The sequence below is a fragment of the Pseudomonas sp. S4_EA_1b genome, from assembly GCF_016307435.1.
Taxonomy (GTDB): Bacteria; Pseudomonadota; Gammaproteobacteria; order Pseudomonadales; family Pseudomonadaceae; genus Aquipseudomonas; species Aquipseudomonas rhodesiae.
In genome coordinates this window covers 238,955-264,050 of the sequence record NZ_JAEILC010000045.1, presented here as the reverse complement: position 1 = coordinate 264,050, position 25,096 = coordinate 238,955, and the positions used below count along the sequence as shown (strand labels likewise).

Genomic DNA, 25,096 nt, shown 5'->3' with positions numbered 1-25,096 from the left:
GGCCACGCCTTGTTCGCCAATCACTTCGGCCCAGCCTGGCATCACCGCGTGGCGGCCTTTGAGGATGGTTTCCTTGATGGTGTTAGGTTCGCCGCCCCAGCGCCAGTCGGCGTCGGTCAGGTTGGGGAAACCATAGGCGCCCTTGGCGTCGGAGCCGTGGCACACCGAGCAGTTGGAGGCGAACAGGCGGCCGCCCATTTTCAGCGCTTGTGGGTCCTTGGCAACTTCTTCGATCGGCATCGAGGCGAATTTGGCGAAGATCGGCCCGAACTTGGCGTCCGAGCGGGCCATTTCCTTCTCCCATTCGTGCACGCCGGTCCAGCCGGTCTGACCGTTGGCGAAGGGGGTTTGCTTGTCGTTGTCGAGGTAGTTATAGCCCGGCAGCAGACCCTTCCAGTTGCCCAGGCCCGGGTACAGCACCAGGTAACCAAGGGCAAACACGATGGTGCCGACGAACAGCATGAACCACCACTTGGGCAGCGGGTTGTCGTACTCCTCGATGCCGTCGAACGAGTGGCCGACGGTTTCGTCGGTTTGCTCGGCGCGCTGGCCCTTGCGGGTCGACAGCAGCAGCCAGGTCAGGGCGAAGATGGTACCCAGACTGAGGACTGTGACGTACAGACTCCAGAACGTAGTCATTCTTTGTTACTCCTAGAAGCTTGCTCGACGTGCTTGATGGCTTCGGGGTCATCCGCAAAGGGCAGCATGGTTGCGTCGTCAAACTCCGACTTGCGCTTGGGGCTGAACACCCACAGCGCCAGGCCGACAAAGGCCACCATCACCACAACGGTGCCCACGCCACGAATCATCCCGATATCCATGAAGAGTCACCGTTTGCTTTTGATGATGGTGCCCAGGCCCTGCAGGTAGGCCACCAATGCGTCCATTTCGGTCTTGCCCTTCACGGCAGCCGCGGCACCGGCGATGTCTTCGTCGGTGTAGGGCACGCCCAGGGTGCGCAAGACTTCCATCTTCTTCGCGGTGTCCTTGCCGTCGAGCTTGTTTTCCACGAGGAACGGGTACGCCGGCATTTTCGACTCGGGCACGACGTTGCGCGGGTTGTACAGGTGCGCACGTTGCCAGTCATCGGAGTAACGCCCGCCCACGCGCGCCAGGTCCGGGCCGGTGCGCTTGGAACCCCACAGGAACGGGTGGTCCCACACGCTTTCGCCGGCGACCGAGTAGTGGCCGTAGCGTTCGGTTTCGGCGCGGAACGGGCGGATCATCTGCGAGTGGCAGCCCACGCAGCCGTTGGCGATGTAGACGTCGCGGCCTTCCAGTTCAAGGGCGGTGCGCGGCTTCATGCCTTCGACCGGCTTGTTGGTCACGTCCTGGAAGAACAGCGGGACGATTTGGGTCAAGCCGCCGATGCTCACGGCGATGACCATGAAGAAGGCCAGCAGGCCGATATTCTTCTCGACTACTTCATGCTTCATCAGTGGGCTCCCACAACGGCGATCTTGGCGGCGGCTTCAGCTTCTACGGGGTCCGAGGCCCGCACGGTGCGGAACACGTTGTAGGCCATGAACAGCATGCCGGCGGCAAAGAACGCACCGCCCAGGGCACGAACGATGTAGCCCGGGTGGCTGGCTTGCAGCGCTTCGACGAAGGAGTAGGTGAGGGTGCCGTCATCGTTGATCGCACGCCACATCAGGCCCTGGGTGATGCCGTTGACCCACATCGAGGCGATGTAGAGCACGGTGCCGATAGTTGCAAGCCAGAAGTGCGTGTTGATCAGCCCGACGCTGTGCATCTGCGCGCGGCCGAACAGTTTGGGAATCATGTGGTACAGCGCGCCGATGGAGATCATCGCCACCCAACCGAGGGCGCCAGCGTGAACGTGGCCGATGGTCCAGTCGGTGTAGTGGGAGAGCGAGTTGACGGTCTTGATCGCCATCATCGGACCTTCGAAGGTCGACATGCCGTAGAACGCCAGGGACACCACCAGGAAGCGCAGGATCGGGTCGGTGCGCAATTTATGCCAGGCGCCCGAGAGGGTCATCATGCCGTTGATCATGCCGCCCCAGCTTGGCGCCAGCAGGATGATCGACATGGCCATGCCCAGGGATTGCGCCCAGTCCGGCAGCGCGGTGTAGTGCAGGTGGTGCGGACCGGCCCAGATATACAGGGTGATCAGCGCCCAGAAGTGCACGATGGACAGGCGATAGGAGTAGATAGGGCGTTCGGCCTGTTTCGGCACGAAGTAGTACATCATCCCCAGGAAGCCGGTGGTGAGGAAAAAGCCTACGGCGTTATGCCCGTACCACCACTGGATCATTGCATCCGTCGCGCCCGAGTAAGCTGAATAGGACTTGAACAGGCTGACCGGCAACGACGCGTGGTTGACGATGTGCAGCATCGCCGTCACCAGGATGAACGCGCCGTAGAACCAGTTGCCCACATAGATGTGCTTGGTCTTGCGCTTGATGATGGTGCCGAAGAACACCGCAGCGTAGGTCACCCAGACCACGGCCAGCAAAATGGCGATGGGCCATTCCAGCTCGGCGTATTCCTTGGTGGTGGTGTAACCCAACGGCAGGGTGACGATGGCGCCGATGATGACCGCTTGCCAACCCCAGAAGGTGAAAGCGGCGAGGCCATCGGAGATCAGTCGCGTCTGGCAGGTTCGCTGCACGACATAGTAGGAGGTGGCAAACAATGCACATCCGCCGAAGGCGAAAATCACCAGGTTGGTGTGCAGCGGGCGCAGGCGACCGAAGGTCGTCCAGGGCAGGTCGAAATTCAATTCCGGCCAGACCAGTTGCGAGGCGATGAAGACCCCGAGCCCCATGCCAAGGATCCCCCAGACCACCGTCATGATGGCGAACTGGCGGACTACCTTATAGTTATAAGCAGTCGGACTGATTGCTGTGCTCATTCTAAGGTTCCACGGTTTAGGTTTTTTTATAGGTAAAAATCGGCCGCAAGTATGTAGAAAGCGAGGGGTCATTGCAACGCAATGACTGACCTGTATCAATGCGTTCCACGCCAGATTCTGCGCCCTTTCCATGTTTGGCGTAAGGACAAAATCCGAAATGGAAAGCTGATCGAGTGGACAGGAAATTTTGCAGGTCGCAACGTGACTCGTCGCGTACACCAGGATCGGTCCACTGTGCAAGCAAGCGTAGACCCGAATGGGAGGAGGGGAAAGGTTTGCTTTAGACGGGTGCGACACTTGGTCGCGTAGGGCGGTCGGTGTGGGAGCGAGCAAGCCCGCTCCTACAGACGAAGCAGCGGCCGCCCCGGGCGGGGCGGCCTTGTGTGGTTATTGCGCTTGGCTTTCTGGCTTTGCGCCATCAGCGTTGTGGGACAGGCTGTACACGTAAGCCGCCAGTAGGTGCACTTTGTCATTGCCTTGCAGGGCTTCCTGCGCTGGCATCTGGCCTTGACGGCCGTGACGGATGGTCTGCTGCAATTGCGCCAGGCCGGTGCCGTAGATGAAACCGGCGGGTTCGGTCAGGTTAGGCGCGCCCATGGCTTCCACACCGTGGCCTTGCGGGCCGTGGCAGGCAACGCAGGTGGTGTTGAAGGTGGCTTGGCCAGCGGCCAGATCGGCGGTGCTATCGGCCGGCAGCGGCAACTTGGCCAGGTCGTGGCGCACATAGGCCGCGACGTTTTTCACGCCGTCTTCGCCCAGTACTTCACCCCAGGCCGGCATCGCCGCGTGGCGACCGTTCATGATGGTGGTCTTGATCGCCTCGGCAGAGCCGCCCCAGCGCCACAGGTTGTCGGCCAGGTTTGGGAAGCCGTACGCGCCCTTGGCATCCGAGCCGTGGCACACCGCGCAGTTGGAGGCGAACAGGCGGCCACCCATTTTCAGCGCTTGTGGGTCTTTGGCTACTTCTTCCACGGGCATGGCCGCGAATTTGGCGTAGATCGGCCCAAATTTCGCATCGGCCTTGGCCATTTCCTTTTCCCATTCCTTGGCCTGGGTCCAACCGCCTTCATAGCCCGGCAGCACGCCTTTCCAGTTGCCCAGGCCCGGATAGAGGATCAGGTAGCCGACCGCGAACACCAAGGTGCCGACGAACAGCATGAACCACCACTGGGGCAGGGGGTTGTCGTATTCCTCGATGCCATCGAAGGCGTGGCCCATGGTCTGGTCGACACTGCCTTTGGTCTCGCCCTTGCGGGTGGAGATCAACAGCCAGGTCAGCCCGATCAGGCTGCCGATGGTCAGTACGCAGATCCATGTACTCCAAAATAGGGTCATGGCCGAGTGCTCCTTATTGCAGGCTCTTCTTGAGCGTCGGATGGGGGGGCGGTGGGCTCGTCGGCGAACGGCAGCAGGCGCGCCTGCTCGAATTCCGCATTGCGCCGATTGTTGAACACCCACAGCGACAAGCCGATAAAGGCGATGGCGACCACCAGCGTGCCGAGGCCGCGGATGGTGCCCGCATCGAATTCAAATCCCATGGCTCACCTCTTGCTCTTGATGGCAGTGCCGAGCACTTGCAGGTACGAGACCAGCGCGTCCATCTCGGTTTTGCCCTTGAGGCTGGCCACGGCGCCCTTGATGTCGTCGTCGGTGTACGGCACGCCGAGGGTGCGCATTACGTTCAACTTGGTCTCGGTGTGGCTGCTGTCGACCGGGGCCGTGACGAGCCACGGGTAGGCCGGCATTTTCGACTCAGGCACCACGTTGCGCGGGTTGTACAAGTGCGCACGGTGCCAGTCGTCGGAGTAACGTGCGCCGACGCGCGCCAGGTCCGGGCCGGTGCGCTTGGAGCCCCACAGGAACGGGTGGTCCCACACGCTTTCGCCGGCGACCGAGTAGTGGCCGTAGCGTTCGGTTTCGGCGCGGAACGGGCGGATCATCTGCGAGTGGCATTGCACGCAGCCTTCGCGGATGTAGATGTCGCGGCCTTCCAGTTGCAGCGCGGTGTAGGGCTTCATGCCTTCGACCGGCTTGTTGGTCACGTCCTGGAAGAACAGCGGGACGATCTGGGTCAGGCCGCCGATGCTCACGGCGAGCACCATCAGCAGCATCATCAGGCCGACGTTCTTTTCAATCGTTTCGTGTTTCATCACTGACTCCTCAGGCCATCTGCGCGACAGGGGCGGCTTCGACAGGTTGTGCCGAGCGCACGGTGCGCCATGTGTTGTAAGCCATCAGCAACATGCCGCTGAGGAACACCGCGCCGCCCACCAGCCGTACGATGAAGCCTGGGTGGCTGGCCACCAGGGTCTCGACGAAGGAGTAGGTCAAGGTGCCGTCGTCGTTGATCGCACGCCACATCAGGCCTTGGGCAATGCCGTTGACCCACATCGAGGCGATGTAGAGCACGGTGCCGATGGTGGCCAGCCAGAAGTGCGCGTTGATCAGGCCAAGGCTGTACATCTGCTCGCGGCCGAAGACTTTCGGGATCATGTGATACAGCGCGCCGATGGAGATCATCGCCACCCAACCGAGAGCGCCGGCGTGTACGTGGCCGATGGTCCAGTCGGTGTAGTGGGAGAGCGAGTTGACGGTCTTGATCGCCATCATCGGACCTTCGAAGGTCGACATGCCGTAGAACGCCAGGGACACCACCAGGAAGCGCAGGATCGGGTCGCTGCGCAATTTATGCCAGGCGCCCGAGAGGGTCATCATGCCGTTGATCATGCCGCCCCAGCTTGGCGCCAGCAGAACCAGCGACATCACCATGCCCAAGGACTGTGCCCAGTCCGGCAGTGCGGTGTAGTGCAGGTGGTGCGGGCCGGCCCAGATGTACAGGGTGATCAGCGCCCAGAAGTGCACGATGGACAGGCGATAGGAGTACACCGGACGCTCGGCTTGCTTGGGCACGAAGTAATACATCATGCCGAGGAAACCGGCGGTGAGGAAAAAGCCTACCGCGTTGTGCCCATACCACCACTGCACCATGGCATCCGTCGCACCGCCGTACAGCGAGTAGGACTTGGTCAGGCTGACCGGGATTTCCAGGTTGTTGACGATATGCAGGATGGCCACGGTGATGATGAACGCACCGAAGAACCAGTTACCGACGTAGATGTGCTTGGTGTTGCGCTTGGCCACGGTGCCGAAGAACACAATGGCGTAGGCCACCCAGACGATGGTGATCAAGATGTCGATCGGCCATTCCAGCTCGGCGTATTCCTTGGAGCTGGTGTAGCCCAGCGGCAAGGTGATTGCGGCGAGCAGGATCACCAGCTGCCAGCCCCAGAAGCAGAACGCGGCGAGTTTCGGCGCGAACAGCTGGGTCTGGCAGGTGCGCTGCACCGAGTAGAAGGAGCTGGCGAATAGCGCACAGCCACCGAACGCGAAGATCACCGCGTTGGTATGCAATGGGCGTAAACGGCCAAAGCTGGTCCAGGGCAAATCGAAGTTGAGCGCGGGCCAAACCAATTGGGCGGCGAGAAAAACCCCGAGCCCCATGCCGACGATGCCCCACACCACCGTCATAATGGCGAATTGGCGGACCACCTTGTAGTTATAGGCGGTACTTAATGTAGTGTTCATGGTTCCCCATCCACGGTTCAACCCAAGCCGAGCGGCACTTGGGCTGGAGTTATAGGCAGACTAAATAGCGAGGCAAGCATGGGCAAAGAGCACAAGGCCAGTATTGACGGGGATCAATGGGCGCAGTGTGCGCGGGAACATGGCTGGTTGTGGAATGTCGCGTCCAACGCGCCCTCGGGCGGGCCGATCACGCTGATCCTGGCCCACGGCGCCGGCGCGCCAATGGACTCAACCTTTATGAACGACATGGCTGCACGCCTTGCCGCACAAGGCGTGAACGTGTTGCGCTTCGAGTTTCCCTATATGGCTCAGCGCCGGCTCGACGGCGGCAAACGCCCACCTAACCCGGCACCGAAACTGCTGCAGGCCTGGCGTGAGGTGTATGCCGAGGTGCGGCGTCATGTCGCTGGGTCTGTGGCCATCGGTGGCAAGTCCATGGGCGGGCGCATGGCCAGTCTGGTGGCCGACGAACTGGGCGCCGATGGGTTGGTGTGCCTGGGGTATCCGTTTTATGCAGTGGGCAAGCCGCAGAAGCCTCGGGTCGAACATTTGGCCGAGCTGAAGACCCCGACCTTGATCGTGCAAGGTGAGCGCGATGCTTTGGGTAATCGGGCCGCGGTAGAGACTTATGCGTTATCGCCGAGTATCGAGGTGATGTGGCTGGAGGCGGGGGACCATGACTTGAAGCCGTTGAAGGCTTCGGGGTTTACGCATGAGCAGCATTTGGAGGCTGCGGCCGTGCAGGTGGCTGAGTTTCTCAGCGTCTGTTAGGGCCAATCGGGAGCAAGCCCCCTCCCACATTCGACCGCATTCCAAGGGATGTACGCGGTTAACTGTGGGAGGGGGCTTGCTCCCGATAGCGGTCTATCGGTTGAAACGTTCGACCAAGGAATACTGGCTATTAGCTGTGTGGGTCAGGTCTTCGCTCAGTTGCGCCGAGTTCAGGGCCTGTTCCGAGGTTTGATCGGCCAGCAGTGCAATGGTGCTGATATTGCGGCTGATCTCCTCAGCCACCGAGCTTTGCTCCTCGGTCGCGGCGGCGATCTGGCTGGTCATATCGGTGATGTGCGCCACCGCCTCGCTGATGCCCACCAGTGCCTGATCCGCTTCCATCACCCGTGCCACGCCTTCTTCGGCCTGACGATGCCCGGCATCCATGGTCTGCACGGCCGCGCTGGCGGTTTGTTGCAGCTTGGCGATCAAGGTATGGATCTGCCCGGTAGACTCGGCGGTACGTTGCGCCAGTTGGCGAACCTCGTCGGCCACTACGGCAAAGCCGCGACCCATTTCCCCAGCACGCGCCGCTTCGATGGCGGCGTTCAGCGCCAGCAGGTTGGTCTGGTCGGCAATACCTTTGATCACATCGACCACGCCACCGATTTCATCGCTGTCCTTGGCCAGTTGGGTCACGGTGACACCGGTTTCACCCACGGCGGTGGACAAGCGCTGAATCGCCTCGCGGGTTTCCCCGGCGATATCGCGGCCGCGACCGGTCAGGCGATTGGCTTCCTGGGTGGCATCGGCGGTGCGCTGCACGTGGCTGGCCACTTCCTGGGTGGTCGCGGCCATCTGGTTGACGGCGGTGGCCACTTGTTCGGTTTCGACGCGCTGGCGCTCCAGGCTGCTGGAGCTGTTATGCGCCAGGGTATTGGACTGCGACGCCTGATCGTTGAGGTGCTCGGCAGTGTCTTGCAAGCGGGTCAGACACGTCCTCAGACGCGCCTCCTGGCTGAGGATCGACATCTCCAGACGCGCCTGGGCGCCACGGCTGTCGGTGTACATCTGCGCGATCAACGGGTCGGACGTGGTCTGCTCGGCCAGGCGCAGCAGGCGCTTGAGGCCGCGCTGTTGCCAGCTCAGGCCCAGCAGGCCCAAGGGCACCGACAGCGCCGCGGCCAAGGCAAAACCCCAGTGGGAGTTAAGCCAGGCCCCAATCATAAAGCTCAACTGGCTCACCAGAATAAAAGGCACCCAGTCCTGAAGCACCGGTAGCCACTTGTCGCGCTGTGGAATCGCCGACTTGCCCTGGTTGATGCGTTGGTAGAGCGCTTCGGCCCGGCGGATCTGCTCGGCGGTGGGTTTGACCCGCACCGATTCGTAGCCGACCACCTGGTTGCCATCGAAAATCGGCGTTACATAGGCATTCACCCAGTAATGATCGCCGGTCTTGCAGCGGTTCTTGACAATGCCCATCCATGGCAAGCCTTGTTTGAGCGTCGTCCACATGTGCGCGAACACTGCCGCCGGAACATCCGGGTGACGTACCAGGTTGTGCGGGGCGCGCAGCAGTTCTTCACGGCTGAACCCACTGATCTCGACAAACGCGTCGTTGCAGTAAGTGATCACGCCCTTGGCATCCGTGGTGGAGATCAACCGTTGCTGAGCGGGGAAGGTACGTTCGCGCTGGGTAACGGGCTGGTTATTACGCATGATTGTTCAATCCGCAAGGCTTTCAGGGGGTATCGACCGGCACGGGGGTTTATTTAACTTATTTTTGCAACAATCAACCGGCCAGCATCGGATAGGTAAACAAGCCGAAGTGAAGCAGGTTCAAGCCAAAGTGCGTGGCAATCGCCGCCCCGAGGCCGCCAAACCGGTATGCCAAGCCGTAACCGACCCCGGCAATGCTCGCCAGCAGCACCCAGTGCCACCCCGCCCCCAGGTGCACCAGGCCGAATAGCAGCGACGCCAACAACAGCGCGAGGTTGTCGCCATAGGGCAGGTGCTTGAAGCGCCGGCTCAAGCCGCCTTGAATGTAGCCACGGAACAGCGCTTCTTCCACCAGCGTGACCAACAGCAGATTATTGAGCACCCACAGCCACGCCGGATCCGGCCATTTCGGTGCCCAACTGATGATGCCAAGCAGCGCCGCGCCGCCCAGGGCCGCGATGGCGGTGAGGGTCAAGGCTAGGGCGGTGACACAGATCGACAGGCGCAACGCGCGCCGCGCCACGATCCAGGGGCAGGCCAGCAGCAGCCAGAAGCCGATCAGAGGTTTGTCCTGATTCAGGTACATCGAGAACGGCACTGCATCGGGGGTGAAGCGTTGCGGGTCGATCCCGCGGCCGTTATAGAAGCCCGGCAACCAATGCATCGCCAGGCCCAGCGCCAATACGATAAACAGGCCGTGGCCCAGGTAGCGCGCCCAGGGTGTGTGTTGTTGGCGCACGGCATAGCCGGCGACCAGCAGTAGGGCGACTGACACCAACGCCAGTGCACCCAATTGTCCGTAAACCAGGGCCATTACATAGCCGATGGAAAGCAGTGCCAGGTACAGCCAGGGCAGGGTCAGCATGGGAGGAATCCTTGAAAATACCGGGCGGCAGTATAACGACCGTCCCTGGCTCCCCGCATGAAACCTGCCTACAAGGTCTTGGCCAGTTTCCCTACCCGTAATACCAGCCACAGCGCGCCCGCGATCAACACCCCACCATATAGATGAGCCATGGACAGCGGCTCATCCAGCAATAACGCGCCCCACAGCACGCCAAACGGCGGGATCAGGAATGTGGTGGTCATCGAGCGCACCGGCCCGATGGCCGTCAGCAAGCGGAAGTACAACACGTAGGCAAATGCCGTACACACCAATCCAAGCCCCAGCAGCGATGCCCAGACCTGCCAACCGCCCCAACTGGCCGGTGGCTGATATAGGGCACTGACGGCGAAGAATGGCAGTAGAAACAAGGTCGCACCGAGCATGCTGCCTAGAGCGGCGAGGCGGCTGTCCAGGCCGCCGCGTCGATCCAGCCAGCGGCGTGCCAGGAACCCGGCAAAGCCATAGCAGGTGGTGGCCAGCAGACAGGCGAGGGCACCCATCAGCAGGGGCAGGTCGAATGCCACCGGCCCGGCGCGGGTCAGCACGGCCACGCCCAGCAGGCCCAGGCACACGCCGGCGATTTTCGACGGGGTCAGGCGTTCGCTGAAGAACAACCCGCCGATCAACACGCCCATCAGCGGCGTGGTGGCGTTGAAAATCGCCGAATAGCCGGCCGGCAGCACTTGGGCGGCCACCGAGTACATGGTGGCGGGGATCCCGGAATTGATCACCCCCAGCAGCAGGACGGTTCTGAATTTACCCTGGAAATCCCATTTCACCCGCATCACGGCCAGCATTACCAGCAAGCCGGCGGCGGCGATCGATACGCGGAAGAACGCGGTGGGCAGCGTACCGATTTCCGGCGCAATGATGCGCATAAACAAGAAACTCGCGCCCCAGATAGCGGCCAGTCCCAGCAGGTAGAGGGTGTCGACAGGTCTCACGGAAAACTTCCTACGCGAATAAGCCGGCGAGTGTTGCCCAGCGGCCTGCGCGGCACAATCCCTGATTACAGTGACGGCAGGGTGCGCACTGGTTTTTTGTCTGATTGAATCCAACTGCGCCGAAAATCCTTCTTCTCCTGGGTTCCCGCACTGGCTAAGCTCAGGGCTTCCCGATGCCCGTTCGAGGTTTCCCGCATGTCGCAGCCCACGCCCGCCCTTGCCATCGCCCGCACCATCCTTGAGGGCTTCGATGACTACCGCGAACACTTTCGTCAGATCACCGATGGTGCGCGCGAGCGTTTCGAAAAGGCCCAATGGCAGTTGGGCCAAGCGGCATCGGCGGCGCGGATCAACCTGTATGAAGAAAAGGTCGGCGAAGTCACCACGCGGCTGCGCGCTGGGTTCGAGGCCGCCGATCTGCTGGACATCGACCTGTGGCCTCTGGTGAAAAGCGCCTATATCGGCCTGATCGACCTGCGTTTCGACGATGAATTGTCCGAGACCTGGTACAACTCGATCTTCTGCGGCCTGTTCAGCCACGACCTGATCAGCGACGGCTGCATGTTTATCCACACCACCCGGCCCAGCCTGCGCCGCGCGCGCGCGGCGCAAACCCGTGTCTACGCGCCGGCCGGGCAGATTGCCGAGATGCTCGCGCAGATCGTCGAGGACTACCGCTTCAGCGAGCCCTACGCCGACCTGGCGGCCGACTTGCACCGACTCGAAGCTCAACTGCGGGAGAACTTGCCGGACTGGGTATGCAAAGACCCGGACCTCAAAGTCGAGCTGTTTTCGTCGGTGCTGTACCGCAATAAAGGGGCCTACCTGGTCGGGCGCATCTATACCCGCGATGAGCAATGGCCGCTGGTGATTCCGCTGCTGCACCGCGAAGGGCAGGGCATCCGCATCGATGCGCTGATCACCGATGAGGCCGAGGTGTCGATCATCTTCTCGTTCACCCGTTCCTACTTCATGGTGGATGTGCCGGTGCCGGCGGAATTCGTCGGGTTTCTCAAGCGCATTCTGCCGGGCAAGCACATTGCCGAGTTGTACACTTCCATCGGTTTCTATAAGCACGGCAAGTCGGAGTTCTACCGCGCGCTGATCAACCACCTGGCCACCACGGACGACCAGTTCATCATGGCCCCCGGCGTGCGCGGCATGGTCATGAGCGTGTTCACCCTGCCGGGCTTCAACACCGTGTTCAAGATCATCAAGGACCGTTTCTCACCGTCGAAAAACGTCAACCGCGCCACCGTGATCGAAAAGTACCGCCTGGTTAAAAGCGTCGACCGCGTGGGGCGCATGGCCGATACCCAGGAGTTCGCCGATTTTCGCTTTCCTTTGAGTAAGTTCGACCCTGATTGCCTGGGCGAACTGCTGGACGTGGCCGCCGGTACCGTCGAAGTGGAAGGCGACACCGTGCTGATCCGCCACTGCTGGACCGAACGGCGCATGACTCCGCTCAACCTCTACCTGGAAAACGCCAACCCCGCACAGGTACGCGAAGCCCTGGAGGATTACGGCCTGGCCATCAAGCAGTTGGCGGCGGCGAATATTTTCCCCGGTGACATGCTGCTCAAGAACTTCGGCGTCACCCGTCACGGCCGCGTGGTGTTCTACGACTACGACGAAATCTGCTTTCTCACCGAGGCCAACTTCCGCCACATTCCCGCCCCGCGTACACCCGAGGATGAAATGGCCTCCGAGCCCTGGTACTCCATCGGGCCGCTGGACGTGTTCCCGGAGGAGTTCCCGCCGTTCCTGTTTGCCGACATCGGCCAGCGCAAGCTATTCAATGAACTGCATGGCGAGTTGTACAACGCGGATTATTGGAAGGGCCTGCAAGAGGCGATTCGGGCGGGGAAGGTGATCGATGTGTTTCCTTACAGGAGAAAGGGCCAGCCGTAAGCTTCAAGCGGCCCTTGCTGGCCGCTTGAAGCTTGCCGCTAACCCCCGCTTTTCTGCCACAATCGGCGCCCTGCATAAATAGACGGCCCTCACGTACCAGATGACTGACCAAGCGCCCACTATCGACCAACTGCTCAAAAACCTCGATCACGCCATGCTCGCCGACCGCCACCGCTTGCGCCGGCAGTTGCTTGAGCTGCGCAAGAAACCCGACGAGGAAAAGTTGGCGCAGTGGGTCGCGCGCATGCAGGCCTCCTGTGCCCAGGTGACGGCGCGGCGCGCCAGCCTGCCAGTGATCCGCTATGACGACAGCCTGCCCATCGCCGCCAAGCGCGATGAGATCAAGGCCGCGCTGAGCAAGCACCAGGTGTTGATCATTGCCGGCGAAACCGGCTCGGGTAAGACCACCCAACTGCCGAAGATCTGCCTGGAGATCGGTCGCGGCCAGTACGGCCTGATTGGCCATACCCAGCCACGCCGGATCGCCGCGCGTAGCGTGGCCAGCCGCGTCGCCGAAGAACTGGCCACGCCCCTCGGCGCGCTGGTCGGTTACCAGGTCCGTTTCGAAGACCAGAGCGACGCCAACACCCTGATCAAGCTGATGACCGACGGCATCCTGCTGGCGGAAACCCAGAACGACCGTTATCTGGAACGCTACGACACGATCATCGTCGACGAAGCCCACGAACGCAGCCTGAACATCGACTTCCTGCTCGGCTACCTCAAGACCCTGTTGCCGCGTCGCCCCGACCTCAAAGTGATCATCACTTCGGCCACCATCGACCTGGAGCGCTTCTCCAAGCACTTCGACGATGCGCCGATCGTGGAGGTATCGGGCCGAACGTTCCCGGTGGAGACTTGGTACCGCCCGCTGACCCTGGAGCAGGACGAGGAGGGCAACCGTGTCGAGGACGACCTCACCGTCGACCAGGCGATCCTCGCCACCCTCGATGAAATCGCCGCCTACGAGCGCAGCGAACGGCGTAGCCCCGGCGACGTGTTGGTGTTCCTGCCGGGCGAGCGCGAGATTCGCGACGCCGCCGACATGCTGCGCAAGGCCCAGCTCAAGCACACCGAGATTCTGCCGTTGTATGCGCGCCTGTCGCCGGCCGAGCAGCAGCGGATTTTCCAATCCCATCCTGGCCGTCGCGTGGTGCTGGCGACCAACGTCGCGGAGACCTCGCTGACGGTGCCGGGCATTCGCTATGTGATCGACAGCGGCACGGCGCGCATCAGTCGCTACAGCTACCGCGCCAAGGTGCAGCGCCTGCCCATCGAAGCGATTTCCCAGGCCAGCGCCAACCAGCGTAAGGGCCGCTGCGGTCGGGTTGAGCCGGGCATCTGCGTGCGTTTGTACAGCGAAGAGGATTTTATCGGCCGTCCGGAATTCACCGACCCGGAAATCCTGCGCACCAACCTCGCCGCGGTGATCCTGCAAATGCTGCACCTGCGCCTGGGCGAAATTACCGACTTCCCGTTTATCGAACCGCCGGACGGCAAGGCCATCAGTGACGGTTTCAATCTGCTGCAAGAGCTGTCGGCGGTGGACCGAAACAGCCAGTTGACCCCACTGGGCCGCCAGTTGGCGCGCCTGCCGGTGGACCCGCGCATGGGCCGCATGCTACTGGAAGCGGCCAAGCTCGGCAGTTTGCAGGAAGTGCTGATCGTCGCCAGTGCCATGTCGATCCAGGACCCGCGCGAGCGCCCACCGGAGCGCCAACAGGCCGCCGACCAGGCCCACGCGCAGTGGAAAGACCCGGATTCGGACTTCGCCGGCTTGGTCAATCTGTGGCGCGGCTTTGAAGAGCAGCGCCAGGAACTGACCGCCAGCCCGCTGCGCAACTGGTGCCGCAAAAACTTCCTCAACTATTTGCGCCTGCGCGAGTGGCGCGACTCCCATCGGCAGTTGAGCCTGATTTGCCGCGATATGCAGTTGGCCATCAATAAAGACCCGGCGGACTACCCGAAACTGCACAAAGCCGTGTTGTCTGGTCTGCTCAGCCAGATCGGCCAGAAGACCGAAGACGGCGATTACCTCGGGGCGCGTCAGCGGCGCTTCTGGATCCACCCGTCCTCGGGCATCGGCAAAAAGCGCCCGCAATGGCTGATGACCGCCGAACTGGTGGAAACCACCAAGCTGTATGCGCGCATGGTGGCCAAGATCGACGCCGACTGGATCGAGCCGTTGGCCGGGCACTTGATCAAGAAGAACCACTTCGAGCCCCATTGGGAGAAGAAGCGCGGCCAGGTCGTGGCCTTTGAGCAAATCACCCTGTTCGGGCTGATTGTGGTCGGCCGCCGGCCGGTGCATTACGGCCCGGTCGACCCGGTCGTCTCACGGGAATTGTTTATCCGCGAAGGTTTGGTGCGCGGCGAGATTCAGTCCCGCGCCAGGTGCCTCAGCGCCAACCAGCGCTTGCTGGAGCAGCTCGACGACCTGGAAGCCAAGGCCCGCCGTCGCGATATCCTGGCCGACGAAGAAACCCTGTACGCCTTCTACGACGCGCGCTTGCCGGCGGAAATCCACCAGACCGCGACCTTCGACAGCTGGTACAAGATCAACAGCCAGAAAGATCCGCAATTGCTGATCATGCGCGAGGAGGACGTGCTGGCCCGCGAGGCCAGCGAAGTCACCGCCGCGCATTACCCCGACACCTTGCACTTGGGCGATCTGGCCCTGGCCTTGAGTTACCACTTCGAACCCAACCACCCGCGCGACGGTGTGACCTTGCGCGTGCCGGCGCCGCTGTTGCCGGCGTTGCCCGCCGAGCGCCTGGAATGGCTGGTGCCAGGTTTGATCGAAGCCAAGTGCATCGCGCTGGTGCGCAACCTGCCCAAAGCGTTGCGCAAGAACTTTGTGCCGGTGCCGGACTTCGTCAAGGCCGCGCTGCAACGTATCGAGTTCGGCCAGGGCTCGCTGCCCCAGGCGCTGGGGCGCGAACTGTTGCGCATGACCGGTGCGCGGGTCAGTGACGAAGCCTGGGCAGAAGCGGCGCAGCAGGTGGAAAACCACCTGAAGATGAATCTGGAAGTGGTCGACGGCCAGGGCAAGTTCCTCGGTGAAGGGCGCGACCTGGCCGAACTGACCGCACGCTTCGCCGAAGCCAGCCAAGCCGCGCTCGCCGTGCCGCAGACCGCGAAAAGCCAACAACCGGTGGAGGCCAAGGTGTTCGCGGCGGTGGCCGAGAAGACCCAGCAGAACATCGCCGGGCTGTCCATGACGGTGTACCCGGCGCTGGTGGAAGAGAACGGCACGGTCAAGGAAGGGCGTTTCTCAACCGCCGCCGAGGCAGAGTTCCAGCACCGTCGCGCTTTGCAGCGCCTCTTGATGCAGCAGCTGGCGGAACCGGCAAAATTCCTGCGCGGCAAGTTGCCTGGTCTTACCGAACTGGGGCTGATGTACCGCGAACTGGGGCGTATCGACGCTCTGGTCGAAGACATCCTGTTGGCCAGCCTCGACAGCTGTGTGTTGGAAGGCGAAGCCAGCCTGCCGCGCGACGGCGCCGGCCTGGCGGCCCTGGCCGAGCGCAAGCGCAGCGGCTGGACCGAACACGCCGAGCGCCTGGCGCGCCTGACCCTGGATGTGCTGAAACTCTGGCACGGCCTGCAAAAGCGCTTCAAAGGCAAGATCGATCTGGCCCAGGCCGTGGCGTTGAACGACATCAAACAGCAACTGAGCAACCTGGTGTACCCAGGCTTCGTACGTGAAACGCCGGCGCAATGGTTCAAGGAACTGCCGCGCTACCTCAAGGCCATCGAATTGCGTCTGGAGAAGCTACCGAGCCAGGTACAGAAAGATCGAGTGTGGAGCGGTGAACTCAGCGGCCTGTGGACGCAGTACCAGAACCGCCTGAACAAACACACCCAAGAAGGCAAGCGCGACCCGCAACTGGAGCTTTACCGTTGGTGGCTGGAGGAATACCGCGTGTCACTGTTTGCCCAACAGCTTGGAACCAAGGTGCCGATTTCCGACAAGCGATTGAGCAAGCAGTGGAGCCTGGTCGAGGCCTGATCCTTTTTTCGGTCAGCCAGGCAGGCGGATCAAAATAGGAGAGGGGGGCGTGCCCCCCCCTCCTATTGAAACCCGCTGGCAGATGGCGCCAAATCCCGGTGTTTGTGGCAAACTTCGCCGCTATAAATGCCGGGATCGTCGCAGAAGTCTGCGGCGCGATGGAATAAAGCGATGCCAGTTTGGTGTCCGCGGTGCGGAATCGGACTACTTACAGTTTGGTACGACGGTACCAATATCTTCTGCCTGACAGATTTAGAGGAACGACCGTGCATAACGTCGTCATCAGCGGCACTGGCCTGTACACCCCGGCCAACAGCATCTCCAACGAAGAGCTGGTGCAGTCTTTCAATACCTACGTGCATCAGTTCAACAGCGACAACGCCGCTGCCATCGAGCGCGGCGATGTGCAAGCGCTGACCGAGTCCAGCGCGGCCTTTATCGAGAAAGCATCGGGTATCAAAAGCCGCTTCGTGATGGACAAGGACGGCATTCTCGACCCCCAGCGCATGACCCCGAGCCTGCCGGAGCGCAGTAACGACGAGTGGTCGGTGCTCTGCCAGATGGCCGTCGGTGCCGCTGAACAGGCCCTGCAACGCGCCGGTAAGACCGCCGCCGACATTGACGGTGTGATCGTCGCCTGCTCCAACCTGCAGCGCGCTTACCCGGCCATCGCCATTGAAGTCCAGGAAGCCCTGGGTATCGCAGGCTTTGGTTTCGATATGAACGTGGCCTGTTCTTCCGCTACGTTCGGCATCCAGAATGCCGCCAACAGCATCCAGCTGGGCCAGGCCCGGGCGATCCTGATGGTCAACCCGGAAGTTTGCACCGGTCACCTGAACTTTCGTGACCGCGACAGCCATTTCATCTTCGGCGATGCTGCCACGGCGGTGATCCTGGAGCGTGCCGACCTGGCCACCTCCGAGCATCAATTCGACGTGGTAAGCACCAAGCTGCTGACCAAGTTCTCCAACAACATCCGCAACAACTTCGGCTTTCTCAATCGCGCGGCGCCGGAAGGCATCGGTGCGCCGGACAAGCTGTTCGTGCAGGAAGGCCGCAAGGTGTTCCGCGACGTATGCCCGATGGTCGCTGAACTGATTGGCGTGCACCTGCAAGAAAACCAGCTGAATGTGGCGGATGTGAAGCGCTTCTGGCTGCACCAGGCCAACCTGAGCATGAACCACCTGATCGTGAAGAAACTGCTGGGTCGCGAAGCCACGGTGCAAGAGGCGCCGGTGATTCTCGATACCTACGCCAACACCAGTTCGGCCGGTTCCGTGATTGCGTTTCACACTTACCAGGACGACTTGCCCAAGGGCTCGGTTGCCGTGCTCAGTTCGTTCGGCGCGGGTTATTCGATCGGCAGTGTCATCCTGCGCAAGCGCTGAATAACCGGAGTCTTTAATGGCTGCAGCGGACGACGCGCACCTGCTTGAACGCCTGCTCAAGGGCGAGCAGCAGGCCTACAAAGAACTGGTGAGCACCTATCAGAGCGCGATGCGGGCGGTGGCTTATGCCATCGTCGGCCAGCGCCATGCCGATGAAGTGGTACAGGACGCCTGGCTGTCGGTGGTGCGCAACCTGGCGAAGTTCGAGGGGCGTTCCAGCCTCAAGACCTGGTTGCTGACCATCACCGCCAATGCCGCCAAGGGCCGTTACAAGCAGAATCGTCGGGAGGTGCTGCTCGACGATTTGCCTTCGCCCCACGGCACCATCGGCGACGACCGTTTCAGCCCCGATGACGGTCACTGGGCCGTCGCCCCTTATGCCTGGCACCAGGACACGCCGGAGGCGTTACTCACCGAGGACGAGCTGCGCGACTGCCTGGAACATACGTTGCTGAGCTTGTCCGAGCTGCAAAGCAGTGTGTTGGTCTTGCGCGAACGCCAGGGCCTGGCGTTGGAAGAAATCTGTAATCTGCTGACCCTCTCGCTCTCCAATGTGCGAGTGCTGTTGCATCGGGCACGGCTTAAAGTCTTCGCCACGGTGGAGCATTTTGAGGAAACCGGCGAATGCTGACCTGTAAAGAACAAGTGGCACGTTCCAGTGATTATCTCGATGGGCAATTGACCTTTCGCGAGCGCCTGATGGTGCGTCATCACTTGATGTTCTGCGCGAACTGCCGCCGGTTTATCCGCCAGATGCGCCTGATGCAAGCCACCTTGAAGATGATGCCCGACGCGCCGGTCAAGAATGTGGATGCCTTGGCGCAGCGGCTCGCTGACGAGCGGCGCAAGGATCGCAAAGACGGGAAATAAACAGGCTCGCGTGGGTGAGCCGAACGGATGATGGGGATCGCCCCGCCCACGCCAGACTGTGACAACCACCTCGGGCCTTCCTGGCCCAAGGCTTACAACGCCTAGCTTCAGAACTTGGCTTCGGCATCCAACTGCAGGGTGTTGGTGTCGGCGTCGCGCTGGGTACGGCTGGAGAAATCCGCCTTGGTCAGGAAGTACGTGGCACCGACCGCGAAGTTCTTGTCGATGTCGTAACCCACTTTGAACTTGTGACCGCGCGAACCGGTGGTGCCGTTGGCGAAGTCCGAGTCGGTGAAGGCGCCGACCACGGCGTTACGCTGGGTGTCGCGGTAGTTGTAGTCCAGGTTGAAACCGAACACTTTGGACTTGGCGCCCAGCAACCAGGCGGTGTCCTGATCGGTGGAGGCGTCGTTGTTTTTCACGTATTGACCGTACAGCGACAGCGGTACGGCCAGGCCGCCGATGTCCAGTTGGCTGAAACCTTCGTACAGGCGGAACTCTTCGTTGGCCGAGTTACCGTTGACCGCCAGCGCGCACGGCGTGGTGGTCGTGGTGCAGCGGCTGTCCTCATCGTTCTGATAGGCGTAGACGCTGCCGCCCACGGTCAGTTTCAGGTTGTCGGTCAGCGAGAAACGCGAGCCCAACTGGCCGGCGGTCAGGCGCAGGTCGTGGCGGAATTGCACGCCGTCGCCGTCGACGTTGTCTTTGAGGTTGTAGTTACCGATGCTGCCGAACAGCTCGGCGCTGCTGCCCAGCGGGTACTTGTAGGTCAGGGCCAGGCCTTCAGGGTTGATATCGCTATCCCAGATCACATCGCCCATGTTGACCCACGGTTGCAGCATCTTGCCGCCGATCACGTGCAGGTTCTTGATCTGGTCGGGGTGGTAGTCGATGTAGCCCAGGTCCAGCCAGATCGACTTCTTGTCGAAGTAGCCATCCTGATCCTGGTTGGTGGAGCGCGCATCGTCGCCGCCGCCGGTGGCGATACGGATGCCGGTGTCCACTTGCGGGTTGATCTCGGTGTAAGCGCCCAGGCGGGCACGGATGCGCTGACGATCCTTGTCACGCCCGCCGTTGTTGGGTTCGCCGTCGATCTTGATGGTTTCCTGGCGGAAGCGTACATCACCCTTGAACTGCGTCTTGGCGGCCCAGGCCAGCTTCTGGTCGAACACGCTCAGTTCGTTGGCTTTCTTGGCGGTGGCCGCGATCTGTTCGTTGGTCTCTTGTTGAGCTTGCCGTGCGATCTGCTGTTCTTTCTGGTCTTTGGCCAACTCGGTTTGCAGTTCGGTGTACTGCGCCGCAGTGATCTGGCCGTTGGCCTTGAGCATGTCGAGCAATTTAGCGTCGACTGCGGCGCTGGCCGGAACGCTCAAGGCCAGCAACAGGCCGCCACACAGGACCGCCGCAGTTTTAGTGGAAGCAAGACGCATATCAATCTCCGAAAGTGGGGAGGGATGGCAAACCATCCAGGACACAACCGACCGTTGACGGACGGAAAAAATAACCGCCTGCTAGAACCAGGCGCTCTAAAAACAGGCGTCAGTATCGCGGTGGTTTATGACGGAACAGTGGCAAAGTAATGTCATGTCAGTGACAAATTGTTCGGGCGTGGAACTATTGGTTTAGAGCCCTGTCCGGCGATTCAAGGGTGTGCTGGTCGCGGCGATAAGCGATACTCGCGAAGCTTTCACGCCATGATGTAGTGAGGATGCCGATGCCGTTGCAACGCCTGGACAGCCTGTCCGAAATCGCCCCGCAGACATGGGATGCGCTGCTGCCGAGCGCCCAGCCCTTTGTGCGACATGCCTTCCTCAGCGCTTTGGAGGACAGTGCCAGCCTGGGCCCGCAGTCAGGCTGGCAAGCGGAGCATTTGCTGCACTGGGAAGGCGATCGACTGGTGGCGGCGCTGCCCGGTTATCGCAAATGGCATTCCTATGGCGAGTACGTGTTCGATCACGGCTGGGCCGATGCCTGTGAGCGCGCCGGTATCGATTACTACCCCAAACTGCTGGTAGGCGTGCCGTTCAGCCCGGTAAGCGGCCCGCGTTTCCTAGCCGCCAGCGTCGAGGATGGTTTCGAGCTGCTCAACAGCCTGCCCGATTACCTGGAAATCGAAGGGCTTTCCAGCGCGCATATCAACTTTACCGACGGGTTGGCTGATGAGGCCTTGGCCGGCCAACCGGGCTGGTTGCAGCGCCTGGGTTGTCAATTCCACTGGCAGAACCGCGGCTACCGCGACTTTCAGGATTTCCTCGACGCCCTGAGTTCGCGCAAACGCAAGCAGATGCGTAAGGAACGCGAGCAAGTGGCGGGGCAGGGCATCGAGTTCGAATGGCTGCAAGGCCACGAACTGAGCGAGGCGCAGTGGGATTTTGTCTACGCCTGTTACGCCAACACCTATGCAGTCCGTCGCCAGGCGCCGTACCTGACTCGCGCCTTTTTCAGCCTGCTGGCCGAACGTATGCCCGAGGCAATCCGCGTGGTACTGGCCAAGCAGGGCACACGCCCAGTGGCCATGGCTTTCAGCCTGATCGGCGGCGACAGCTTCTACGGCCGCTACTGGGGCTGCCTGGCGGAATTCGACCGCCTGCATTTCGAAACCTGTTTCTACCAGGGCATGGACTACGCCATCGCCCAAGGCCTGCAACGTTTCGACGCCGGTGCCCAGGGTGAGCACAAACTGATCCGTGGGTTCGAGCCGGTGATCACGCGGTCATGGCACTACCTGCGGCATCCGGGCTTGAAAAAGGCGGTGGAGGATTTTCTCGAGCGTGAAGGGGTAGGCGTTTTGGCCTATGCCGAAGAAGCGAGGGCGGCGCTGCCGTATCGGCAGGCGTAAGCCGTTCGTGCGCGTCGCGGCAAACGAACTGTAAAATTGGCTATTTTGTATGTACAAAAGTGCATACAGGCATTGCCATGCGTTTTGAATGGGATGAATCAAAAAACAAGGTCAATATTTCCAAGCACGGAATCGATTTCAATGACGTACCCGATATTTTTCGCCATCCGATGCTGGCCTTGCGCGATGATCGAGCGGATTATGGGGAAGAGCGTTGGATCTGTATTGGCTGGATAAAACGGTTAATGGGTGTAGTCGTATACACCGAGCGGTGTGGTGATGTGATTCGTATCATCTCCGCCCGAAAGGCAACTAAGAAGGAGGCCAAATACTATGACGCAAACATCCAAAACTGATTGGGAGCGCCTGGCCAAGATGAAAGATAAAGAAATCGATACCAGCGACATCCCTGAGCTGGACGCCGAATTTTTCCGACGTGCGGAGTTACGTGTGCCTGTAAAACAGGCGGTGACTATTCGGCTGGATGCTGACGTTCTTGAGTGGTTCAAAGGTCAGGGTACGGGCTACCAGACACGGATCAACCAATTGTTGCGTCAATACATGCAGGCCCATCAGGGTTAAGTCAGCCTCTATTGAATGCAGCCCTGCCCTGTATCGGCAGGGCTGCCCCGGCCCATCGTGGTATGGGGGCGTCAGGCTGGATGCTCCTTACCCAACCATCCGTAAATAAAACCGCCGATCGCCGCACCCAGCAACGGCGCCAGCCAGAACAACCACAACTGCTGGATCGCCCACCCACCCACGATCAGCGCCGGGCCTGTGCTGCGCGCCGGGTTGACCGAGGTGTTGGTCACGGGAATGGAGATCAGGTGGATCAGGGTCAAAGCCAGGCCGATGGCGATGGGCGCCAGGCCCTTGGGGGCGCGTGGGTCGGTGGCGCCGAGGATGATCACCAGGAACATCGCCGTCATCACCAGCTCACTGACGAACCCCGCCGCCAGCGAATAGCCGCCGGGTGAGTGCTCGCCATACCCGTTGGCAGCCAGCCCCGACGCCAATTCGAAGCCTGGCTTGCCGCTGGCGATCATATACAACAATGCCGCCGCGACTACGCCGCCTATGACCTGGGCGATGATATAGGCCGGTAACTCCTTGGCCGGAAACCTCCCGCCGACCACCAAGCCCACCGTCACGGCTGGGTTGAGGTGACAACCGCTGATATGGCCGATGGCGACCGCCATGGTCAACACCGTCAGCCCGAACGCCAGGGAAACCCCCAGCAACCCTATCCCAACCGCCGGGAACGCTGCGGCCAATACCGCGCTGCCGCACCCACCCAACACCAGCCAAAACGTACCCAGCCCCTCTGTGACTGAACGCTTGAACAAAGACATGAAACCCGTCCTTGATAGATCGCTCTACCGAATCAGTAAATCAGTGATGCTCCCTGCAGATTTACTTCAGCGCCCGTCTGGGCACTGCACTGAATTACAGCATGGTCAGCGCAAAGTGCCAGGCGGACGGTGCAACCAGCGTTGTGTTCAGTCGATACCGACGAAGCCGCCGGTTTGATGCTGCCACAGCCGCGCATACAGCCCGCCATGGGCCAACAGTTCGGCATGGCTGCCGCTCTCGGCGATCCGGCCTTTCTCCAGCACCACCAAGCGGTCCATGCGGGCGATGGTCGACAGGCGGTGGGCAATCGCGATCACTGTTTTGCCTTGCATCAGGGTTTCCAGGCTTTCCTGGATCGCTGCTTCTACTTCCGAGTCCAGCGCCGAGGTGGCCTCGTCCATGATCAGGATCGGTGCATCCTTGAGCAGCACCCGCGCAATGGCGATGCGCTGGCGCTGCCCACCGGAGAGTTTCACCCCGCGTTCGCCGACGTGAGCGTCCAACCCGGTGCGGCCTTCGGAGTCTGACAGCAGTGGGATGAATTCATCGGCGCGGGCTTTGTGGATCGCGCTCCAGAGTTCTTCATCGGTGGCGTCAGGCTTGCCGTAGAGCAGGTTGTCGCGGATCGAGCGGTGCAGCAGCGAGGTGTCCTGGGTAATCATGCCGATCTGCTCGCGCAAGGTTTCCTGGGCCACCTCGGCGATGTTCTGGCCGTCGATCAGGATGCGCCCACCTTGCAGGTCGTACAGGCGCAGCAGCAGGTTGACCAAGGTCGATTTGCCCGCGCCGGACGGCCCGATCAGGCCGATTTTCTCCCCGGCCTTGATGGTCAGGTTCAGGCCGCCAATGATCCCGCTCTGTTTGCCGTAGTGGAAATCCACCTGCTCGAAGCGCACTTCGCCATGGGGCACGCTCAGGCGCGGGGCGTTTTCACGGTCGACCACGGCCAGCGGTTGGGCGATAGTTTTCAACCCGTCCTGCACCATGCCGATGTTTTCGAAAATACCGTTGACCACCCACATGATCCAGCCGGACATGTTGACGATGCGGATCACCAGGCCCGTGGCCAGGGCGATGGCGCCCACCGAGATCAGCGACTGCGTCCATAACCACAGGGCCAGGCCCGTGGTAGTGACGATCAACAGGCCGTTCATGGTGGTGATCGCGATGTCCATGCTGGTGACCACACGGCTGGCCAGCTGGGTTTTTTCGGTCTGCTCGATGATCGCTTCCTTGGCGTATTGCTGCTCGTACTGGGTGTGCGCGAACAGCTTCAAGGTGGTGATATTGGTGTAGCCATCGACGATGCGCCCCATCAGTTTGGAGCGCGCCTCGGAGGAAATCACCGAGCGCTCTTTGACCCGCGGCACGAAATACCGCAGCGCCAGGCTGTAGCAGATGATCCACGTCACCAGTGGGATCATCAGGCGCCAGTCCGCTTCGGCAAACAGCACCAGAGAGCTGATGGCATAAATCGCGACGTGCCAGATCGCATCCACCGCCGCCACGGCGGAATCGCGCAGCGAGTTGCCGGTTTGCATGATGCGCTGGGCGATCCGCCCGGCGAAGTCGTTCTGGAAGAAATTCAAGCTCTGTTTGAGCACGTAGCTGTGGTTCTGCCAGCGGATCAGGCTGGTCATGCCGGGGCTGATCGTTTGATGCACCAGCAGGTCATGCAGGGCGCCGAAGATCGGGCGCAGCAACAGGGCGACCACGGCCATCCAGATCAGCTCGCTGCTGTGCTCCTGGAAAAAATTCGCCGGCGGCGTGCCCTGGGCCAGGTCGATGATGCGGCTAAGGTAGCTGAACAGTGCGACTTCGATCAGCGCACCGATCAGGCCCACCACCAGCAGGGCGGCAAAATGCGGCCACACTTGGCGCAGGTAGTAGAGGTAGAAGGGTAGGACTTTGTCAGGTGGTGCGGCGCTGGGCGCGTCGCGAAAAATATCGATCAGTTGTTCGAAACGACGATAGAGCATTGGGGTTGACGCCCGCCG

The 25,096-nt window shown here is 61.3% G+C and carries 23 protein-coding genes; 9 read left to right on the top strand and 14 right to left on the bottom strand.

The features are described 5' to 3' along the window. The 8 genes from YA0848_RS16195 to ccoN (YA0848_RS16160) all read right to left on the bottom strand — a co-directional run. A partial coding sequence (locus YA0848_RS16195; RefSeq protein WP_198731376.1) for a cbb3-type cytochrome c oxidase N-terminal domain-containing protein occupies window positions 1-639 on the bottom strand: 639 nt, incomplete at its 3' end. Further along, window positions 636-821: a cbb3-type cytochrome oxidase subunit 3 gene (locus YA0848_RS16190; RefSeq protein ID WP_169902472.1), complete on the bottom strand. Its 186-nt coding sequence runs from the start codon at window positions 819-821 to the stop codon at window positions 636-638. The genes YA0848_RS16190 and YA0848_RS16195, both read right to left, overlap by 4 nt. Before the next feature lie 6 nt (window positions 822-827). Next, window positions 828-1,436 carry a cytochrome-c oxidase, cbb3-type subunit II gene (ccoO, locus tag YA0848_RS16185; RefSeq protein ID WP_003193167.1) on the bottom strand — a complete coding sequence of 203 codons (609 nt, stop codon included), beginning with the start codon at window positions 1,434-1,436 and terminating at the stop codon, window positions 828-830. Then, window positions 1,436-2,878 (bottom strand): cytochrome-c oxidase, cbb3-type subunit I, encoded by a 1,443-nt coding sequence (ccoN, locus tag YA0848_RS16180; RefSeq protein ID WP_040269079.1) that lies wholly within the window; start codon window positions 2,876-2,878, stop codon window positions 1,436-1,438. Before ccoN (YA0848_RS16180) ends, ccoO (YA0848_RS16185) begins: the two co-directional genes overlap by 1 nt. A gap of 387 nt (window positions 2,879-3,265) precedes the next feature. Then, a complete protein-coding gene (gene ccoP, locus YA0848_RS16175; protein ID WP_034114792.1) occupies window positions 3,266-4,213 on the bottom strand; it encodes a cytochrome-c oxidase, cbb3-type subunit III in 948 nt (315 codons plus the stop codon). Beyond that, the gene (locus tag YA0848_RS16170) at window positions 4,210-4,416 is read right to left on the bottom strand and encodes a cbb3-type cytochrome oxidase subunit 3 (RefSeq protein WP_034099670.1); all 207 of its coding nucleotides are present in this window, start codon (window positions 4,414-4,416) and stop codon (window positions 4,210-4,212) included. Before YA0848_RS16170 ends, ccoP begins: the two co-directional genes overlap by 4 nt. A gap of 3 nt (window positions 4,417-4,419) precedes the next feature. Further along, window positions 4,420-5,028, bottom strand: a complete 609-nt coding sequence (ccoO, locus tag YA0848_RS16165; RefSeq protein ID WP_034099669.1) for a cytochrome-c oxidase, cbb3-type subunit II — start codon at window positions 5,026-5,028, stop codon at window positions 4,420-4,422. A gap of 10 nt (window positions 5,029-5,038) precedes the next feature. Then, window positions 5,039-6,463 (bottom strand): cytochrome-c oxidase, cbb3-type subunit I, encoded by a 1,425-nt coding sequence (ccoN, locus tag YA0848_RS16160; protein WP_034138921.1) that lies wholly within the window; start codon window positions 6,461-6,463, stop codon window positions 5,039-5,041. Window positions 6,464-6,541: 78 nt separating this feature from the next. Here ccoN (YA0848_RS16160) and YA0848_RS16155 point away from each other — a divergent pair, with 78 nt between their 5' ends. After that, window positions 6,542-7,234 carry an alpha/beta family hydrolase gene (locus tag YA0848_RS16155; protein WP_047881290.1) on the top strand — a complete coding sequence of 231 codons (693 nt, stop codon included), beginning with the start codon at window positions 6,542-6,544 and terminating at the stop codon, window positions 7,232-7,234. Between the two features lie 93 nt (window positions 7,235-7,327). Here YA0848_RS16155 and YA0848_RS16150 read toward each other — a convergent pair whose 3' ends face one another. From YA0848_RS16150 to YA0848_RS16140, 3 genes are all read right to left on the bottom strand, one after another. After that, window positions 7,328-8,893: a methyl-accepting chemotaxis protein gene (locus tag YA0848_RS16150; protein ID WP_040269076.1), complete on the bottom strand. Its 1,566-nt coding sequence runs from the start codon at window positions 8,891-8,893 to the stop codon at window positions 7,328-7,330. A gap of 73 nt (window positions 8,894-8,966) precedes the next feature. Continuing rightward, window positions 8,967-9,758, bottom strand: a complete 792-nt coding sequence (locus YA0848_RS16145; RefSeq protein ID WP_034138919.1) for a CPBP family intramembrane glutamic endopeptidase — start codon at window positions 9,756-9,758, stop codon at window positions 8,967-8,969. A 68-nt stretch (window positions 9,759-9,826) separates the two neighbouring features. Beyond that, on the bottom strand, window positions 9,827-10,723 hold the full coding sequence (locus YA0848_RS16140) for a DMT family transporter (protein ID WP_034114788.1): 897 nt from the start codon (window positions 10,721-10,723) through the stop codon (window positions 9,827-9,829). 195 nt (window positions 10,724-10,918) lie between these two features. Between YA0848_RS16140 and aceK the strand changes: the two genes are divergently transcribed. The 5 genes from aceK (at window position 10,919) to YA0848_RS16115 (ending at window position 18,904) form a co-directional block, all read left to right on the top strand. After that, window positions 10,919-12,634: a bifunctional isocitrate dehydrogenase kinase/phosphatase gene (gene aceK, locus YA0848_RS16135; protein WP_099311955.1), complete on the top strand. Its 1,716-nt coding sequence runs from the start codon at window positions 10,919-10,921 to the stop codon at window positions 12,632-12,634. A gap of 100 nt (window positions 12,635-12,734) precedes the next feature. Beyond that, window positions 12,735-16,646, top strand: a complete 3,912-nt coding sequence (gene hrpA / locus YA0848_RS16130; protein WP_198712269.1) for an ATP-dependent RNA helicase HrpA — start codon at window positions 12,735-12,737, stop codon at window positions 16,644-16,646. A 266-nt stretch (window positions 16,647-16,912) separates the two neighbouring features. Then, complete coding sequence (locus YA0848_RS16125) at window positions 16,913-18,034, top strand: beta-ketoacyl-ACP synthase III (protein ID WP_034099658.1); 1,122 nt, start codon at window positions 16,913-16,915, stop codon at window positions 18,032-18,034. Between the two features lie 16 nt (window positions 18,035-18,050). Continuing rightward, window positions 18,051-18,665: an RNA polymerase sigma factor gene (locus YA0848_RS16120; RefSeq protein ID WP_034114785.1), complete on the top strand. Its 615-nt coding sequence runs from the start codon at window positions 18,051-18,053 to the stop codon at window positions 18,663-18,665. Continuing rightward, window positions 18,659-18,904 (top strand): zf-HC2 domain-containing protein, encoded by a 246-nt coding sequence (locus tag YA0848_RS16115; protein ID WP_034099654.1) that lies wholly within the window; start codon window positions 18,659-18,661, stop codon window positions 18,902-18,904. The genes YA0848_RS16120 and YA0848_RS16115 overlap by 7 nt, the downstream gene beginning before the upstream one ends. 107 nt (window positions 18,905-19,011) lie before the next feature. Here the strand turns inward: YA0848_RS16115 and YA0848_RS16110 are convergent, their stop codons facing one another. Next, window positions 19,012-20,334, bottom strand: a complete 1,323-nt coding sequence (locus YA0848_RS16110; RefSeq protein WP_034099652.1) for a putative porin — start codon at window positions 20,332-20,334, stop codon at window positions 19,012-19,014. 284 nt (window positions 20,335-20,618) lie between these two features. Here YA0848_RS16110 and YA0848_RS16105 point away from each other — a divergent pair, with 284 nt between their 5' ends. The 3 genes from YA0848_RS16105 to YA0848_RS16095 all read left to right on the top strand — a co-directional run bounded on the left by YA0848_RS16105 (window position 20,619) and on the right by YA0848_RS16095 (window position 22,325). Then, window positions 20,619-21,743 carry a GNAT family N-acetyltransferase gene (locus YA0848_RS16105; RefSeq protein WP_184315801.1) on the top strand — a complete coding sequence of 375 codons (1,125 nt, stop codon included), beginning with the start codon at window positions 20,619-20,621 and terminating at the stop codon, window positions 21,741-21,743. A gap of 77 nt (window positions 21,744-21,820) precedes the next feature. Then, entirely contained in the window at window positions 21,821-22,099 is a 279-nt protein-coding gene (locus tag YA0848_RS16100; protein ID WP_034138911.1) for a BrnT family toxin, read from the top strand. Beyond that, complete coding sequence (locus YA0848_RS16095) at window positions 22,077-22,325, top strand: BrnA antitoxin family protein (RefSeq protein WP_034114783.1); 249 nt, start codon at window positions 22,077-22,079, stop codon at window positions 22,323-22,325. The genes YA0848_RS16100 and YA0848_RS16095 overlap by 23 nt, the downstream gene beginning before the upstream one ends. Window positions 22,326-22,396: 71 nt before the next feature. Here YA0848_RS16095 and aqpZ read toward each other — a convergent pair whose 3' ends face one another. Next, the gene (gene aqpZ / locus YA0848_RS16090; RefSeq protein WP_184315799.1) at window positions 22,397-23,098 is read right to left on the bottom strand and encodes an aquaporin Z; all 702 of its coding nucleotides are present in this window, start codon (window positions 23,096-23,098) and stop codon (window positions 22,397-22,399) included. 147 nt (window positions 23,099-23,245) lie between these two features. Then, complete coding sequence (locus YA0848_RS16085; RefSeq protein ID WP_034099647.1) at window positions 23,246-25,078, bottom strand: ABC transporter ATP-binding protein; 1,833 nt, start codon at window positions 25,076-25,078, stop codon at window positions 23,246-23,248. Window positions 25,079-25,096: the final 18 nt, after the last annotated feature.

Bases quoted from the DNA above. Each gene is read 5' to 3' on its own strand.
- YA0848_RS16190 (WP_169902472.1), bottom strand. From the start codon at position 821: ATGGATATCGGGATGATTCGTGGCGTGGGCACCGTTGTGGTGATGGTG.
- ccoO (WP_003193167.1), bottom strand. From the start codon at position 1,436: ATGAAGCATGAAGTAGTCGAGAAGAATATCGGCCTGCTGGCCTTCTTC.
- ccoN (WP_040269079.1), bottom strand. From the start codon at position 2,878: ATGAGCACAGCAATCAGTCCGACTGCTTATAACTATAAGGTAGTCCGC.
- ccoP (WP_034114792.1), bottom strand. From the start codon at position 4,213: ATGACCCTATTTTGGAGTACATGGATCTGCGTACTGACCATCGGCAGC.
- YA0848_RS16170 (WP_034099670.1), bottom strand. From the start codon at position 4,416: ATGGGATTTGAATTCGATGCGGGCACCATCCGCGGCCTCGGCACGCTG.
- ccoO (WP_034099669.1), bottom strand. From the start codon at position 5,028: ATGAAACACGAAACGATTGAAAAGAACGTCGGCCTGATGATGCTGCTG.
- ccoN (WP_034138921.1), bottom strand. From the start codon at position 6,463: ATGAACACTACATTAAGTACCGCCTATAACTACAAGGTGGTCCGCCAA.
- YA0848_RS16155 (WP_047881290.1), top strand. From the start codon at position 6,542: ATGGGCAAAGAGCACAAGGCCAGTATTGACGGGGATCAATGGGCGCAG.
- YA0848_RS16150 (WP_040269076.1), bottom strand. From the start codon at position 8,893: ATGCGTAATAACCAGCCCGTTACCCAGCGCGAACGTACCTTCCCCGCT.
- YA0848_RS16145 (WP_034138919.1), bottom strand. From the start codon at position 9,758: ATGCTGACCCTGCCCTGGCTGTACCTGGCACTGCTTTCCATCGGCTAT.
- aceK (WP_099311955.1), top strand. From the start codon at position 10,919: ATGTCGCAGCCCACGCCCGCCCTTGCCATCGCCCGCACCATCCTTGAG.
- hrpA (WP_198712269.1), top strand. From the start codon at position 12,735: ATGACTGACCAAGCGCCCACTATCGACCAACTGCTCAAAAACCTCGAT.
- YA0848_RS16120 (WP_034114785.1), top strand. From the start codon at position 18,051: ATGGCTGCAGCGGACGACGCGCACCTGCTTGAACGCCTGCTCAAGGGC.
- YA0848_RS16115 (WP_034099654.1), top strand. From the start codon at position 18,659: ATGCTGACCTGTAAAGAACAAGTGGCACGTTCCAGTGATTATCTCGAT.
- YA0848_RS16110 (WP_034099652.1), bottom strand. From the start codon at position 20,334: ATGCGTCTTGCTTCCACTAAAACTGCGGCGGTCCTGTGTGGCGGCCTG.
- YA0848_RS16105 (WP_184315801.1), top strand. From the start codon at position 20,619: ATGCCGTTGCAACGCCTGGACAGCCTGTCCGAAATCGCCCCGCAGACA.
- YA0848_RS16100 (WP_034138911.1), top strand. From the start codon at position 21,821: ATGCGTTTTGAATGGGATGAATCAAAAAACAAGGTCAATATTTCCAAG.
- YA0848_RS16095 (WP_034114783.1), top strand. From the start codon at position 22,077: ATGACGCAAACATCCAAAACTGATTGGGAGCGCCTGGCCAAGATGAAA.
- aqpZ (WP_184315799.1), bottom strand. From the start codon at position 23,098: ATGTCTTTGTTCAAGCGTTCAGTCACAGAGGGGCTGGGTACGTTTTGG.
- YA0848_RS16085 (WP_034099647.1), bottom strand. From the start codon at position 25,078: ATGCTCTATCGTCGTTTCGAACAACTGATCGATATTTTTCGCGACGCG.